Source organism: Ureibacillus thermosphaericus, assembly GCF_002370195.2.
In the GTDB taxonomy this organism is placed as follows: domain Bacteria; phylum Bacillota; class Bacilli; order Bacillales_A; family Planococcaceae; genus Ureibacillus; species Ureibacillus thermosphaericus.
Genome location: NZ_AP018335.1, coordinates 326,345 through 339,139, shown reverse-complemented (window position 1 = coordinate 339,139; position 12,795 = coordinate 326,345). Strand labels below are relative to the sequence as shown.

The 12,795-nt window shown below is 35.1% G+C and carries 12 protein-coding genes; 8 read left to right on the top strand and 4 right to left on the bottom strand.

Annotation, left to right across the window (positions count from 1 at the left end; translation table 11 throughout):
- The first annotated feature begins 16 nt into the window (after positions 1-16).
- Complete coding sequence (locus UtA1_RS01630; RefSeq protein WP_096549839.1) at positions 17-1,741, top strand: ABC transporter ATP-binding protein; 1,725 nt, start codon at positions 17-19, stop codon at positions 1,739-1,741.
- On the top strand, positions 1,741-3,573 hold the full coding sequence (locus tag UtA1_RS01625; RefSeq protein WP_096549838.1) for an ABC transporter ATP-binding protein: 1,833 nt from the start codon (positions 1,741-1,743) through the stop codon (positions 3,571-3,573). Before UtA1_RS01630 ends, UtA1_RS01625 begins: the two co-directional genes overlap by 1 nt.
- A 189-nt stretch (positions 3,574-3,762) precedes the next feature.
- Here the strand turns inward: UtA1_RS01625 and UtA1_RS01620 are convergent, their stop codons facing one another.
- The 3 genes from UtA1_RS01620 to UtA1_RS01610 are packed head-to-tail and all read right to left on the bottom strand — an operon-like array spanning position 3,763 to position 5,614.
- Positions 3,763-4,368 (bottom strand): ABC-2 transporter permease, encoded by a 606-nt coding sequence (locus UtA1_RS01620; RefSeq protein ID WP_096549837.1) that lies wholly within the window; start codon positions 4,366-4,368, stop codon positions 3,763-3,765.
- Positions 4,362-5,237 (bottom strand): ABC transporter ATP-binding protein, encoded by an 876-nt coding sequence (locus UtA1_RS01615; RefSeq protein ID WP_096549836.1) that lies wholly within the window; start codon positions 5,235-5,237, stop codon positions 4,362-4,364. The genes UtA1_RS01620 and UtA1_RS01615 overlap by 7 nt, the downstream gene beginning before the upstream one ends.
- Positions 5,237-5,614, bottom strand: a complete 378-nt coding sequence (locus tag UtA1_RS01610) for a GntR family transcriptional regulator (protein WP_016837682.1) — start codon at positions 5,612-5,614, stop codon at positions 5,237-5,239. The genes UtA1_RS01615 and UtA1_RS01610 overlap by 1 nt, the downstream gene beginning before the upstream one ends.
- A 389-nt stretch (positions 5,615-6,003) precedes the next feature.
- Between UtA1_RS01610 and UtA1_RS01605 the strand changes: the two genes are divergently transcribed.
- A complete protein-coding gene (locus tag UtA1_RS01605) occupies positions 6,004-6,882 on the top strand; it encodes a GNAT family N-acetyltransferase (protein WP_096549835.1) in 879 nt (292 codons plus the stop codon).
- 128 nt (positions 6,883-7,010) lie between these two features.
- Positions 7,011-7,922, top strand: a complete 912-nt coding sequence (locus tag UtA1_RS01600; protein WP_096549834.1) for a 1,4-dihydroxy-2-naphthoate polyprenyltransferase — start codon at positions 7,011-7,013, stop codon at positions 7,920-7,922.
- A 627-nt stretch (positions 7,923-8,549) separates the two neighbouring features.
- On the opposite strand, the gene UtA1_RS01595 is transcribed toward UtA1_RS01600, so the two are convergent.
- Entirely contained in the window at positions 8,550-9,482 is a 933-nt protein-coding gene (locus UtA1_RS01595; protein WP_096549833.1) for an aldo/keto reductase, read from the bottom strand.
- Positions 9,483-10,452: 970 nt separating this feature from the next.
- Between UtA1_RS01595 and UtA1_RS01590 the strand changes: the two genes are divergently transcribed.
- The 4 genes from UtA1_RS01590 to UtA1_RS01575 all read left to right on the top strand — a co-directional run bounded on the left by UtA1_RS01590 (position 10,453) and on the right by UtA1_RS01575 (position 12,699).
- On the top strand, positions 10,453-10,638 hold the full coding sequence (locus tag UtA1_RS01590) for a hypothetical protein (protein ID WP_126434383.1): 186 nt from the start codon (positions 10,453-10,455) through the stop codon (positions 10,636-10,638).
- Between the two features lie 28 nt (positions 10,639-10,666).
- Positions 10,667-11,503 carry a putative RNA methyltransferase gene (locus tag UtA1_RS01585; RefSeq protein WP_096549831.1) on the top strand — a complete coding sequence of 279 codons (837 nt, stop codon included), beginning with the start codon at positions 10,667-10,669 and terminating at the stop codon, positions 11,501-11,503.
- Between the two features lie 79 nt (positions 11,504-11,582).
- Positions 11,583-12,185, top strand: coding sequence for a lysophospholipid acyltransferase family protein (locus UtA1_RS01580; protein WP_096549830.1), 603 nt, complete (start codon positions 11,583-11,585; stop codon positions 12,183-12,185).
- 49 nt (positions 12,186-12,234) lie between these two features.
- On the top strand, positions 12,235-12,699 hold the full coding sequence (locus tag UtA1_RS01575) for a low molecular weight protein-tyrosine-phosphatase (protein WP_016838364.1): 465 nt from the start codon (positions 12,235-12,237) through the stop codon (positions 12,697-12,699).
- The last annotated feature ends 96 nt before the right edge of the window (positions 12,700-12,795 follow it).

Here is a 12,795-nt window from a genome sequence, read left to right as displayed (position 1 = left end):
AGATTGGGGTGGGTTTGTGAAAGTTGTTTTGAGTTATTTAAAGCCATATAAATGGTTTGCGCTAATTGCCTTAGGATTAATGTTGTTAGAACTTGTAGCTGAATTGGCACAACCGATCATCATCGCCAAAATTATTGATGAAGGTATTGTCTTAAAGGATTTTCATGTGATTTTCTTATGGGGATGCATGTTGATAGGAATTGCATCTTTAGCCTTTTTATGCGGAATTGTAAATACATATTTCGCTGCACATGCGGCACAAAGTTTTGCTTTGGATTTACGAAATGCTTTATTTAGAAAAATTCAATCATTCTCCATGACAACTTTTTTGAAATATCCAACATCCAGTTTGATTACAAGGCTCACCAACGATGTTCAACAAGTACAAAGCATTTTATTTATGAGTCTGCGCATTATGATTCGTGCTCCTTTAGCGGTTGTACTGAGCCTTGTAATGGTGTTTTTCGTTAATGCCAAGATGGCGATGATATTAATGATTGGTACACCGTTTCTCGCTATTTTTTTATATATAATTGTAAAAAACGGGAGTCTTTTATTTGGACAAGTACAACGTCGAATGGATCGAGTGAATCGTGCGCTTCAAGAAAGTTTACAAGGGATTTATTTAGTGAAAGCTTATATGCGAAATGCCTACGAAACGGAAAAATTTAACCGGATAGCCGAAGATTTAAAACTAGATACGATGAAAGCTCTTCGAATGATGGAGTTAATGATGCCCATCATGAGTATTGTGCTGAATGTGAGTTTACTGCTTGCTATTTGGTATGGTGCACGAGAAGTCAGCATGAACGAGGCGCAAGTGGGGGAATTAGTGGCAGTTGTCAACTACGCTTTACGTATTACAGGATACTTCGGAATGTTTGCCTTTATTTTAAACGGGTTTACTCGAGCTAAAGCTTCCAGTGAACGAATGGCGGAAATATTAGTCATGGAAGAGGGGCTGGAAGAAGAAAAAAGCGGGACGGAAACACCGAAAGAGGAATTCGGAACGGTTCGTTTTAAAGGTGTTTCCTTTAAGTATCCAAATACGAAAAAATTAGTCCTTCAAGATATTTCTTTCGAAGTAAAGCAAGGAGAAAAATTGGCGATAATGGGGACGACTGGCTCTGGCAAAACCACGTTACTTAATTTAATTCCCCGTTTTTATGAACCCATTAAAGGAGAAATTGTTGTTAACGGAAGAAATATTTCCGATTGGTCATTGAAGGATTTGCGTAACATGATTGGTTATGTTCCCCAAAAGGCATTGTTATTTACCGGTTCGATTGAAAATAATGTAAAGTGGGGGAAAAGAATGGCAAAACATAGTGAAGTTGTAGCTGCTACGACAAAGGCGCAAATCCACGATACGATACTCAATTTTCCTGAACAGTATAAAACACGGGTTGGCCAAAAGGGCGTCAATTTATCCGGTGGCCAGAAACAGAGATTATCGATTGCAAGGGCGATTATTCGAAAGCCGCAAATTTTAATTTTAGATGATAGTACAAGCGCTCTCGATGTAAAGACGGAAGCTGCTTTATGGGATGCATTAAAGGATACAGAGGCGACGATGCTCGTTGTGACTCAAAAAATCCATACAGCAAAAGGGGCAGATCGCATTGTATTGTTAGATGAAGGAAAGATTGTTGCTATCGGTACACATGAAGAATTGATGAAAAGTAGCAAGCTTTATCAACAAATTGCCAGCACCCAAGAGGAACAGGTAGGTGATGAATGATGGAAATGTTCAAAAAACCTTTTGGATACGAACCGATTTTGACGAAAGAAGATTTACGTAACGTGGAGAAAAAGCACAAAGGTCCTAGAGCAAGCGATTGGAAAAGAACACTCCTTCGCATTTGGCAATTGGTGGATGAGCAAAGAGGATTGTTGATTGCAGTTTTCATCATGGTCATCATCAGTTCGATTGCCGGGTTATTAGGACCTTTTTTGATGGGGTATATCATTGACCATTTTGTTATTCCGAAAGAATTTCAACGTATGGTTCCGCTGATTGGTGTGCTGATTGGTGTGTACATTGTTTATGCAGTGACATTATTTATACAAAACTATTGGATGGTAGGCATTGCACAAACAACGGTATACAAAATGAGGACTGGTGCTTTTAAACATTTGTTAAAGCTCCCGATCTCTTATTTTGATAAAAGGCAACATGGAGAAATTATGAGCCGTTTGACGAATGATATTGAAACGGTGAGTGCTACGTTAAATACATCTTTTATTCAAGTGTTTTCAAGCTTTTTAACCCTTGCCGGCACAATCATCGTGATGCTCTATTTAAGCCCGTCTTTAACACTCATTACAATGATCGTCATCCCGCTTATGTTTATAGCAATGAGATGGATTACGAAAAGAACAAGCAAGTTGTTTAAAGCGCAGCAAGCAGCTCTCGGAGATTTAAACGGGATGATTGAAGAAACGATTTCTGGTCAAAGTATTGTGAGGGCTTTTTCTCAAGAGGACCACGTGAAACAGGATTTTTATATGAAAAGTAAACGTCTAAAGAACGTTGGATTTTGGGCGCTTGTATATTCAGGTTATATTCCAAAAGTCTTTAATTTTCTAAACAATATGAGTTTTGCTATTATCGCCGGAATCGGAGGAATTTTTGCTTATTACGGGTGGGTAACAATCGGAACTATTGTGATTTTTACAGAATACGCCCGGCAATTTACCCGACCATTAAATGATTTAGCGAACCAAATCAATACCGTATTATCAGCAATTGCAGGGGCTGAACGAGTATTTTCGATTATGGATGAGGAGATGGAAGAAGACCGAGGAAACCTACCTGATGATTACCAAATTCGAGGTGAAGTAGAGTTTCGAAATGTGTCTTTTAAATACGAGTCAAAAAACAAATCTGATACATTGCACAATTTGAATTTCCGTGTTCAACCAGGTCAAACGGTGGCGCTTGTTGGGCCTACTGGAGCCGGGAAGACGACAACGATGTTATTGATTGCCCGCTTTTACGATGCAAATAGCGGTGAAATTCTCATTGATGGAAAGAATATTTGCGATTATAAGCGGCAAACGTTGCGACGACAAATGGCTTTTGTGTTGCAAGATCCCTTTTTATTCGAAGCGTCTGTTCGAGAAAATATCCGTTATGGAAGGCTTGATGCAACCGATGAAGAAGTGGTGGATGCAGCAAAAAAAGCCAATGCTCATGATTTCATTATGAAGTTGTCAAAAGGCTATGACACGGTGTTAAAAGCGGATGGTAGTGAAATTTCGCAAGGTCAAAAACAATTGTTATCCATTGCAAGAGCATTTTTAGCAAATCCTGCAATTTTGTTATTGGATGAAGCGACAAGTAGCATCGATACTGTAACGGAAAAGAAAATTCAAGAGGCATTAGAGGAGTTAATGAAAGGACGAACTAGCTTTGTCATCGCCCATCGATTAAATACCGTTCGTCATGCAGATATCGTGTTTGTGATGAAAGACGGAAGAATTGCAGAATCGGGGTCTCAGCAAGAATTAATCGAAAAAGATGGAATTTATGCAAATATGTTAAAACAATCAAAAGGAGGGGGAGTTTAGAAAGGTGTAACTTTCTAAACACTCGCCCCGTCACTCCAATCAATTTTTTACAAAAAAGCTTTTTGCAGCTCGTTCACTTTATTCGTTATGTCCCAGCCTCGTAACCTGATTTCAAACATTTCCATAATTTTATTTTCAGCACCTTTTAGATGTTACGTCAAATTTTAAAAATCCTTTTAACAATCGTCTCTAAAAAACTTTTCTACTATATATTCGAATCGAGAGTATCCACGAAAGAACATAAAGAAGCCCAACCGATAATATTATGCCAAGATAAAACAGGGAATTATCCAAAGATAGTACCGTTTGGACTAGCTCTCTTACTCTATCATTCAAATTAGGTATAAAGCTTAGGGTAACCATATAAACAACAAACACACCACCAAATCCAATTAATAAATATTTACTGTTAAATAGATAAGAAAATGGGAAAGCAAATGAAATTAAACCCATTACAATGCTCGTAATAAACAATAATATTTCCCATTGCATGATTTCTCTATGAATCATCCAATTTCCTATAAAAATAGTCAGCAGAGTAAGAAAAATAAAAATTAGCGCACCAATATACTTTGAACTGACAATTTCCTTTCGTGTATATGGTAAAGAATTTAAAAGCAGATTAGCTGACGATGTTTCATCCGTTTGAAAAGCATTCATGATGATTACAATACAAAAAACGATAGCCACCCAAGAAGTAGAAACATTTACAAATAAATAGACAAACAAAAATAACAACATGAATGGCAATGTTTTCTTCTGTAATATCATATCTTTACGAATAAGATTTAGCATCTCTCTTCCCCTTTCTTTGTATATAGCATAATATCCTCAAGTGTCGGTTTCTCTATAATGACCGTATCACCAAAAATATTTTTTGTACGTTGTTTATTCGCTGTCAATGCTCGGAATCCGTGATTAGTTTTATGAATTCCGATAAATTCTTGTTCTGTATCACGATCTAATAGATTCGTTCCTCCTTTTACTATTGCGAATTCCTCTTCGATTTTATAATACTCTTTTGTAAAGATATGTTGCCCATTATGAATAAAGGTTATATAATCTGCTATTCGATCTAAATCTGTCGTAATGTGCGTTGAAAAAAGGATTGTTCTTTCTCCATTCTGCATAAGGTTGTGTAGGATATTTAATAATTCACTGCGAATGATTGGATCTAATCCCGATGTCGGTTCATCCATGATAATTAACTCAGCATGGTGGGATAATGCGATGGTTAATGAGGCTTTCATCTTCATCCCTTTTGAAAAGGTTTTTAAATTTTTCTTTAAAGGCAGTTCAAACATATCTACATATTGATTAAATAAGGTATCATCCCATTTACGATAGGCAGGTTTAATAATTTTCTTCATTTCAGCCAATGTAATATTTTCATAAAAAATGTTACTATCGAACACAAAGCCGATTCGTTGTTTTATTTCTTTTTCATTTTTTTTATAATCCATACAATCCATACCAAAAATAGAAATTGTTCCACTATCCGGTTTTAACAAATTCATTATCAGCTTGATGGTTGTGGATTTTCCTGCCCCATTACCACCAATAAACCCTGTAACAAAGCCTTTCTTAACTGAGATAGATAAGTCTTTCAATTCAAATCCTTTAAAAGCCTTATATACATGCTGTAATTCAATTACATTTTCCATCATGTATCCTCCTTATATAACAATGTAAGAAGTTCTTTTAATTCTTCTAATTCTATCCCTACTTCTTTACTATTTTGAATTGCAGATAAAAGTTGTTCTTCAATGACTTTCATTTTCCTTTCCAGAATCATTTCATTATTTTGTTCACATACAAACGATCCTTTTCCAACTATTGAGTAAATAAAGCCATCATTTTCAAGTTCTTCATATGCTCGCTTTGTTGTAATGACACTTATATTTAAATCCTTCGCTAATTGACGCATGGAAGGCAGGGACTCGCCAGGTTTTAGTTCATTCGTTAAAATTTGTTTCTTTATTTGAGCATAAATTTGCCTATAAATCGGTTCTTTAGATTGGTTCGAAATTATAACTTGCATGCAAAAACCTCTCTCGAAAAAAATGTATATATTATATATATACATTTTACACATTATTGAATTGGCAAACAATACCTTTTTAGGATATTTCCTTATGATAAAAATGGGTGAAATTCGTCCAAGCTATATATCTCAAGGGGAGTTGAAAAACGCCCGAAACTTTAACGGATACAACTGCACTCGGCCGTCTCTACATGACTTTTCAAACGGCTACTTTTAGAAATATTTGACGTTTTATTAACGAAGAATGGATGAAGCGATGAAACTTGAGAGAAAAGGTGAAAAAGAGCGAATGACGTAATTTATGGGAATGTGATGCAGCTTGTTGCAGTGGGCGAATGCTTTGTCTAAAATGTTAAAAGTAAAAGAAATAGATCGGAGTATTAAAGATGAACATTGCCTTTATGACTACATCGTTACCTATAGATGAAGAAACATATCAAGAAATTCAAAATTTATCTCGATTTGCAACAGAAGTGGACCAATGCCCTTATTCCTATGCTTTAAATCTACCTTTATTAAATAAAACATATAGCAGGGGATTTTGCATCCTTGCTTACGATGAAGAAACAAATGAGTTAGTTGGTTTTATTACGGCGGTAGATCGAATTGGTTTGGATACATATGAATGGACCATGCTAGTTGATCCTATGTACAGACAAACAGGCATAGATGATGCATTACTTAGTTTATTATCAAAAGCTTTTAAAGATCGACACGCTGTTGGAGAATTAGTAGTTGTCCTAGAAAATGACCTATACGGAAGAAAAATCATTGAAAAATACGGATATACATATAGCTTTTCGGAAGCGACTTTTGAAGCGCAAGCGGAAATGGTTGAAATGAATGATTCTATATATATAAGACCGTATAACGAATCTACGGATTTGGAACCCCTTGTTGAAATATTTAGAGAAACATTTGGCGACCTCAGGGAAGAAACAATCGAACTCATTGAATTGAATACAAAAGTTCCAGGAAGAGTGATTTGGGTTGCAGAAAAGGATGGGGAAGTTGTCGGAACTGTAACTACTTCAAAGGAAGAAATGAACCAGTGGATTACTTCCTTAGCAGTACATCCCCTCCATCAACGAAAAGGGATTGCGACAGCTTTATTGAACTGGGTGAAAGACTTTGCTTATCGAAGCGGAGCAAAACAAATTTTCCTTCAAGTAGAGATGGAAAATGAACAAGCTTTATCAGTTTATCAAAAGGCTGGATTCCAGAAGACAATTCAAATAGATTTTTATGCGTATGGGGAATCTTGATTGCCTAATGAATATAAGTCCACAATAAAATTGTGGGCTTCTTTTCATGTCATTTCATAAGTACCTGTGAATCATTTGAATTTGTTATAATTGTTTTCATGAATGATAGAAAGAGGATGAAACCAGTTATGGAAAAGAATCAGGAAATTTCATCATTAAAGCTTATGTGGCAGATGACTCGTCCACATACGTTAACGGCAACTTTTGCGCCGGTCATTTTAGGGACGGTAATGGCACTGTATGATACAAAGATCGATTGGTTGCTATTTCTGGCGATGATGATTGCGTGTTTGGCACTTCAAATTGCGACAAATTTATTTAATGAATATTACGATTTCAAGCGAGGGCTGGATACGGAAGAATCGGTTGGCATTGGTGGAGGAATCGTTCGCCACGACTTGAAGCCAAAAAATGTATTGGCGGTAGCGATTCTTTTATATGTGTTTGCTGGGATTGTTGGTGTATATATTTGCTCGAATTCTAGTTGGTGGTTAGTAGTCATCGGATTGTTTGGAATGGCGGTAGGTTATTTATATACTGGTGGTCCGCTGCCGATTGCCTATACCCCTTTTGGTGAGTTATTTGCAGGAGCTTTAATGGGAACTGCTTTCGTGTTAATTGCCTATTTTATTCAAACAGGTGATGTCACGCTGCTTTCAGTACTCCTTTCCATTCCATCAGGGATATTAGTAGGCGGAATCAACATGGCTAACAATATTCGAGATATTGAGGAAGATAAAAGAGGCGGAAGAAAGACGCTTGCCATATTAATCGGTAGAACCAATGCAGTGAGATTACTAGAAATCGGTTTTATTATCTCCTATCTTTGGATTGTCGGATTAGTGGTGACGGGAAGCATCAGTCCTTGGGCGCTAGTAGTGCTGTTAAGCGTAAAAAAACCTATAGACGCTATTCGAGGCTTTCAAAAGGGCGAAAGCGAAATGCAGTTTATGCCTATTGCCATGAAATCAACAGCCATGACGAACACAATTTTCTGCTTTTTATTATCAGCTGGGTTGTTACTAGGATATATATTTTAGTGGGATAAATGAAGGTTTATGTTAAAGCCTTGCCCATTCGAACGAATCGCTTCCTTTTGGAGGCGATATTTTTTTAAAAATTTTTATCTTACTAAAATAATATTGTAAAATTAGTTTACAAAAATCCGAACTGTTTATTGAATAAAAACAAGTCCTAAATAAGGGAAATAGAGAATATAGGGAAAGTAGCATTTTTTATTGTAATAAAGAAATGCTGGAATTTCAGTTGGTGGAGCAGATGTACTTGAAATAGATGGATTATTTTTCAGTTTGGGGCAACACTGATTCATGATTGTTATTCTCGCGGGGGAATAATAGCCAAATCCATGACAATAATAGTCATTCTATAAAGCATAATAGTCAATCAAACAAAAATTGCTCTTGAAATTTATGATAATAGTCAAAATCGAATCAGTTATAGCCAAACTACAGAAGATAATAGTCACACTCTTCAACTTATTAGTCAATCATCTAAAAACGCCTCTTGGAGAATACGATAATAGTCGAAATTTAGCCAATAATAGTCAAGCTACTAAGGATAATAGTCAAATCTAACAAAATAATAGCCAACAAAGAGTGAGCTAGAAAATTAACTTATCCGCTCTTTGTTGGCGTGCACTCCTCATATTATTTAAATAATTCATCAATTTCTTGAATTTCTTCTTCACTCAATAATACTTTGGCTGTTTTTAAATTGTTCAATACTTGCGCAGCACATTTTGCTCCTGGAATGATGGCAGTTATGGCTTCTCGTGTCAAATACCAAGCAAGAACGACATTTGCAACCTCTACATCTTTCGATTGGGCGATTGTGCGTAATCGTTCCACTTTTTCTACGATTTTCTCATACGTTTCTTTTTGGAAGAACTGAGATTTTTGACGATATTCAGGTATTTCAGTATCCTTTGTATATTTTCCTGTAAGCAAGCCAGAAGCTAAAGGAAAATATGGGATAAAAGCAATCTGGTGTTTTAGTGTGTATGGAAACAGCTCTTTTTCAGCATCTCTATGAATTAAGTTATAGTGTTCTTGAACCACATCCACATAGCCATCTTTATTCGCTTCCTGTAATAGTGCTAATGAAAAGTTAGAAACACCGATTGCTCGAATTTTTCCTTCATCCTTTAATTCTTTCAATGCTCCAACCGCTTCATCCTTTGGTGTATGCTCATCGGGAAAATGAATGTAAAGTAAATCAATATAGTCTGTTTTTAAGCGTTGCAAACTTTTTTCCACTTGTTCTTTTAAAAATGAAGGAGAGTTGTCTATAACTCGTTGGCCATCAACCATTTTAGCTCCGACTTTTGTTGCAATGATCAGTTCATCTCGGTTGCCCATTTCTTTTAAGACCTCTCCAATGAGTTCTTCTGAACGGCCTAATCCATACAAATATGCCGTATCAATGAAGTTGATTCCGTTTTTGATAGCAACACGAACAAGCTCTTTTCCTTCTGCTTCACTTAGATGAGGGTGAATATTGTGTCCACCGACTGCATTCGCTCCTAATCCAATAGGGTTCACATAAAGCTCCGATTTTCCTAATCGCACATATTTCTCCACAAAATCATGCCCCCTTATTACTTATTAATTTACAGGGAGTTGGTTTTAATTACAAGAAATTTACAAGATTAAGAGAAAATAAGCAGTAACAGGGAATATTAGCTGCTGAACTAAAAGGGATTATGTCGATATAAGAGTGTAAAATTGTTGCATGTCGAATTACTGAATGCCAATAGATATTTGAATTGGAAAAATAGGTATATTGAGGATTCGATTTGGATTTATTGTAAACAAGGTTATCAAAAAAGAAAGTAGGTTTGACGGTTCTTGTAAAAATTTGCGTATAATTTCTCGTTACTCCGTTAGATAAAGTCAAAATAGTGATAAAAATGGATTAGGCATATTACCAACTGCTTTTTTATATACTAAGGTTTACAAAAAGAAATGGAACTGTCGAAAACAATAGAATGGGTATGTTTCAAAACAAAAATAATATCTTAATCATGATATTTAAATAAAATAGAAGATAACATTAACAATAACGAAAATGAAATGAATATTAATATCAACCAAGTTAACAATCTACCTTTATTGAGATAAGGAGCTGTCGAAATCTAAATGTTATTCAAAGAAAGTATATAAAATGAAAAGATATGCAGTAAATCAATTAAGTTTATATATTAATAAAACAATTTGTCGCATTACTCCGAGTAATCATTAGTATAAAATGTATGTGAATTAAAGTGTCGAATAATATTGATAAAATTAAGGACTGATAATTTCCTTTTTATCCTGTCATAAAATTAGTTGCTTAAGGGAAGAAAAAGTCACAGTCGACAAAGAAAGAGTTTAAAGAAATTGAATCGACAATATTTCCTAGGAAATTTCGATATTTTTCACCAAACAATAAAGGCAAAAAATAGATTCGATTCAAACGGGTTATCATAGCCAATACAAGGTGCATTTGGTAGAATAATGAGTAACATCATTCAATCGTTCTATTTACAGATAGTTGTTCATTAAAAAAATTATGACGAAATCAAATAATGTGCCAGTAATAAAAGTAAATGAATTAAAGCGTTTTTGGAAAAAACGAACTGATAAAAAACATACAGTAGAGGATATCCAAAAAATTCATCATTCACTAGAACAATTTGTTAATATTCATCAACCTTCTTATAAAATGAACATGGATCAAGCAACTACTAATCATTAATATCACAGTATATTGAAAGGAAATAACAATGGGAAAGCGCTCAAAACGGCAAAACAGCATAGAATTTATGAAAGAAAATAGCAGATTGTTTTCTTGTCCGATTTGTAATAATGAAATGGATGTCCATAATGACGGAGAGGTTTTCTGTAGTAATCGTCATAACTTTACGATTGCAAAACAAGGATATGTGAATTTTTTGACAAAACCTGTCCGTTCTATGTATACGAAAAATTTATTTGAATCTCGTAAAGTTGTAATTGATAGCGGTTTGTTCAATGAAATGCATAAACAAGTAGCAACTATCATTGGAAATTCAGTTAAGACAATTTTAGATACTGGATGCGGGGAAGGTTCCCATTTGGCTCGTATTTGTGAGCAATTAAATGATGAGGTAGTTGGTGTAGGGGTTGATATTGCTAAAGAAGGAATTATTACTGCGGCAAAATATTATGACCGGAAAATTTGGTGCGTTGGAGATTTAGCAGATAGTCCTTTTCGTGAACAATCATTTGACGTAATATTGAATATTTTATCGCCAGCAAACTATGGTGAGTTTAAACGCCTGTTAAAGCAAGGGGGAAAATTGATTAAAGTAGTTCCCCAATCCGAATATTTAATGGAATTAAGAAAACAAGTATTTGCAAACTCAAAAAAAGAGCTTTATTCTAACGAGCAAACTGTCTTTCGATTTCATGAGCAATTTATGAACGTGTCACAACAAAGAGTTACTTATAAAGTGCCTATTAAAAAGGAACTAATTCCTAAATTAATTGAAATGACTCCTCTAGGATGGCATGCAGAAACCCATGATATATCTTTAGAGGAATTGACGATTGATTTGGATATATTAGTGGGAGAAGTGTAAGTTTGTGATGAGATTGAAAGAAAGGGATGTTTTCTTTAAAATAAGAATGAATAAAAAAATTTAAGGGTAGGAATCAACAGTGTTATACGATTTCGGAGCTAGAGTAGTTAACGTATTTTTAACAATAAATGGATCAAAAGCGAAGGTATATGGTAAGGAAAATTTACCAAAGGATGAGGGATACATCGTTGCGTGTACACATAATGGATATATTGATATTTTAAACCTAGGTCTTTCCGTATATCCTAGACAAATACATTTTATGGCAAAAAAACAACTATTTGATATTAAAGTGTTAGGTTGGTTGATTAAAAAACTGAACGCTTTTCCTGTCGATCGTGAAAATCCGGGACCGAGCGTGATTAAAATACCTCGTCAACTTCTAAAAGAAGGAAAAATTGTTGGAATTTTTCCGAGTGGTACTCGTACAACAAAAAACGCAGAGTTAAAACAAGGAGCGATTACTATTGCTCAACTTACAAAATCGAAAATTGTTCCAGCAGCCTATATTGGTCCAAAAAATATAAAGGAAGTAATAAAAAGACAAAAAGGGTATTTAATATATGGTAAACCTTTTACCGTTCCTGCTGGAAAAGAAGCGCGGGATGAATACACTGCCTTTTTAGAAAAAGAGCTTCAAAGATTAACAGAAGAATTAAAACGAACAACAAATGGAAAATAATTAGCACTTTCCTTCAACGGAAGGTGCTTTTTCAAAAGGGGTTGTTATGATGAAACGTGTACTTTTTGTATGCCTAGGAAATATTTGCCGCTCGCCAATGGCTGAAGCAGTATTTAGAGACTTGCTAAAAAAGAGAGGATTAGAAGATAAAATCGAAGTGGATTCTGCCGGAACAAGTTCATGGCACGTGGGGGAACCGCCGCATTACGGTACTTCCAACAAATTAAAAGAATATAATATTTCCACAGAAGGAATCACTGCGCGGCAATTGAAAAAAGATGATTTTGAAAAGTTTGATTATATTGTTGGTATGGATGAAAGTAATATAAGGGATATATGTAGAATATTAGGTCAAACGGAACATCCAAAGATTTTCCGTTTTCTTGATTTAACTTCACACAAAAAAGACGTTCCAGATCCATATTATACGGGGGATTTCCAAGAGACATATGACTTAGTTGTAGATGGTTGCGAAGCATTATTGAGCAAAATAATAGAAGAGATGGAAGATTAAAGTTTGACATTATAAAGGCATTTTACAAAAAAATCAAGTAGCGATTATTTTCATCAAAGAAATCATGGTGTATAATGATACAGTCGTATTTGTCAG

Coding starts and splice junctions, on each gene's coding strand:
- UtA1_RS01625 (WP_096549838.1), top strand. CDS start 1,741: ATGGAAATGTTCAAAAAACCTTTTGGATACGAACCGATTTTGACGAAA.
- UtA1_RS01620 (WP_096549837.1), bottom strand. CDS start 4,368: ATGCTAAATCTTATTCGTAAAGATATGATATTACAGAAGAAAACATTG.
- UtA1_RS01610 (WP_016837682.1), bottom strand. CDS start 5,614: ATGCAAGTTATAATTTCGAACCAATCTAAAGAACCGATTTATAGGCAA.
- UtA1_RS01615 (WP_096549836.1), bottom strand. CDS start 5,237: ATGGAAAATGTAATTGAATTACAGCATGTATATAAGGCTTTTAAAGGA.
- UtA1_RS01585 (WP_096549831.1), top strand. CDS start 10,667: ATGGGAAAGCGCTCAAAACGGCAAAACAGCATAGAATTTATGAAAGAA.
- UtA1_RS01590 (WP_126434383.1), top strand. CDS start 10,453: ATGACGAAATCAAATAATGTGCCAGTAATAAAAGTAAATGAATTAAAG.
- UtA1_RS01605 (WP_096549835.1), top strand. CDS start 6,004: ATGAACATTGCCTTTATGACTACATCGTTACCTATAGATGAAGAAACA.
- UtA1_RS01575 (WP_016838364.1), top strand. CDS start 12,235: ATGAAACGTGTACTTTTTGTATGCCTAGGAAATATTTGCCGCTCGCCA.
- UtA1_RS01600 (WP_096549834.1), top strand. CDS start 7,011: ATGGAAAAGAATCAGGAAATTTCATCATTAAAGCTTATGTGGCAGATG.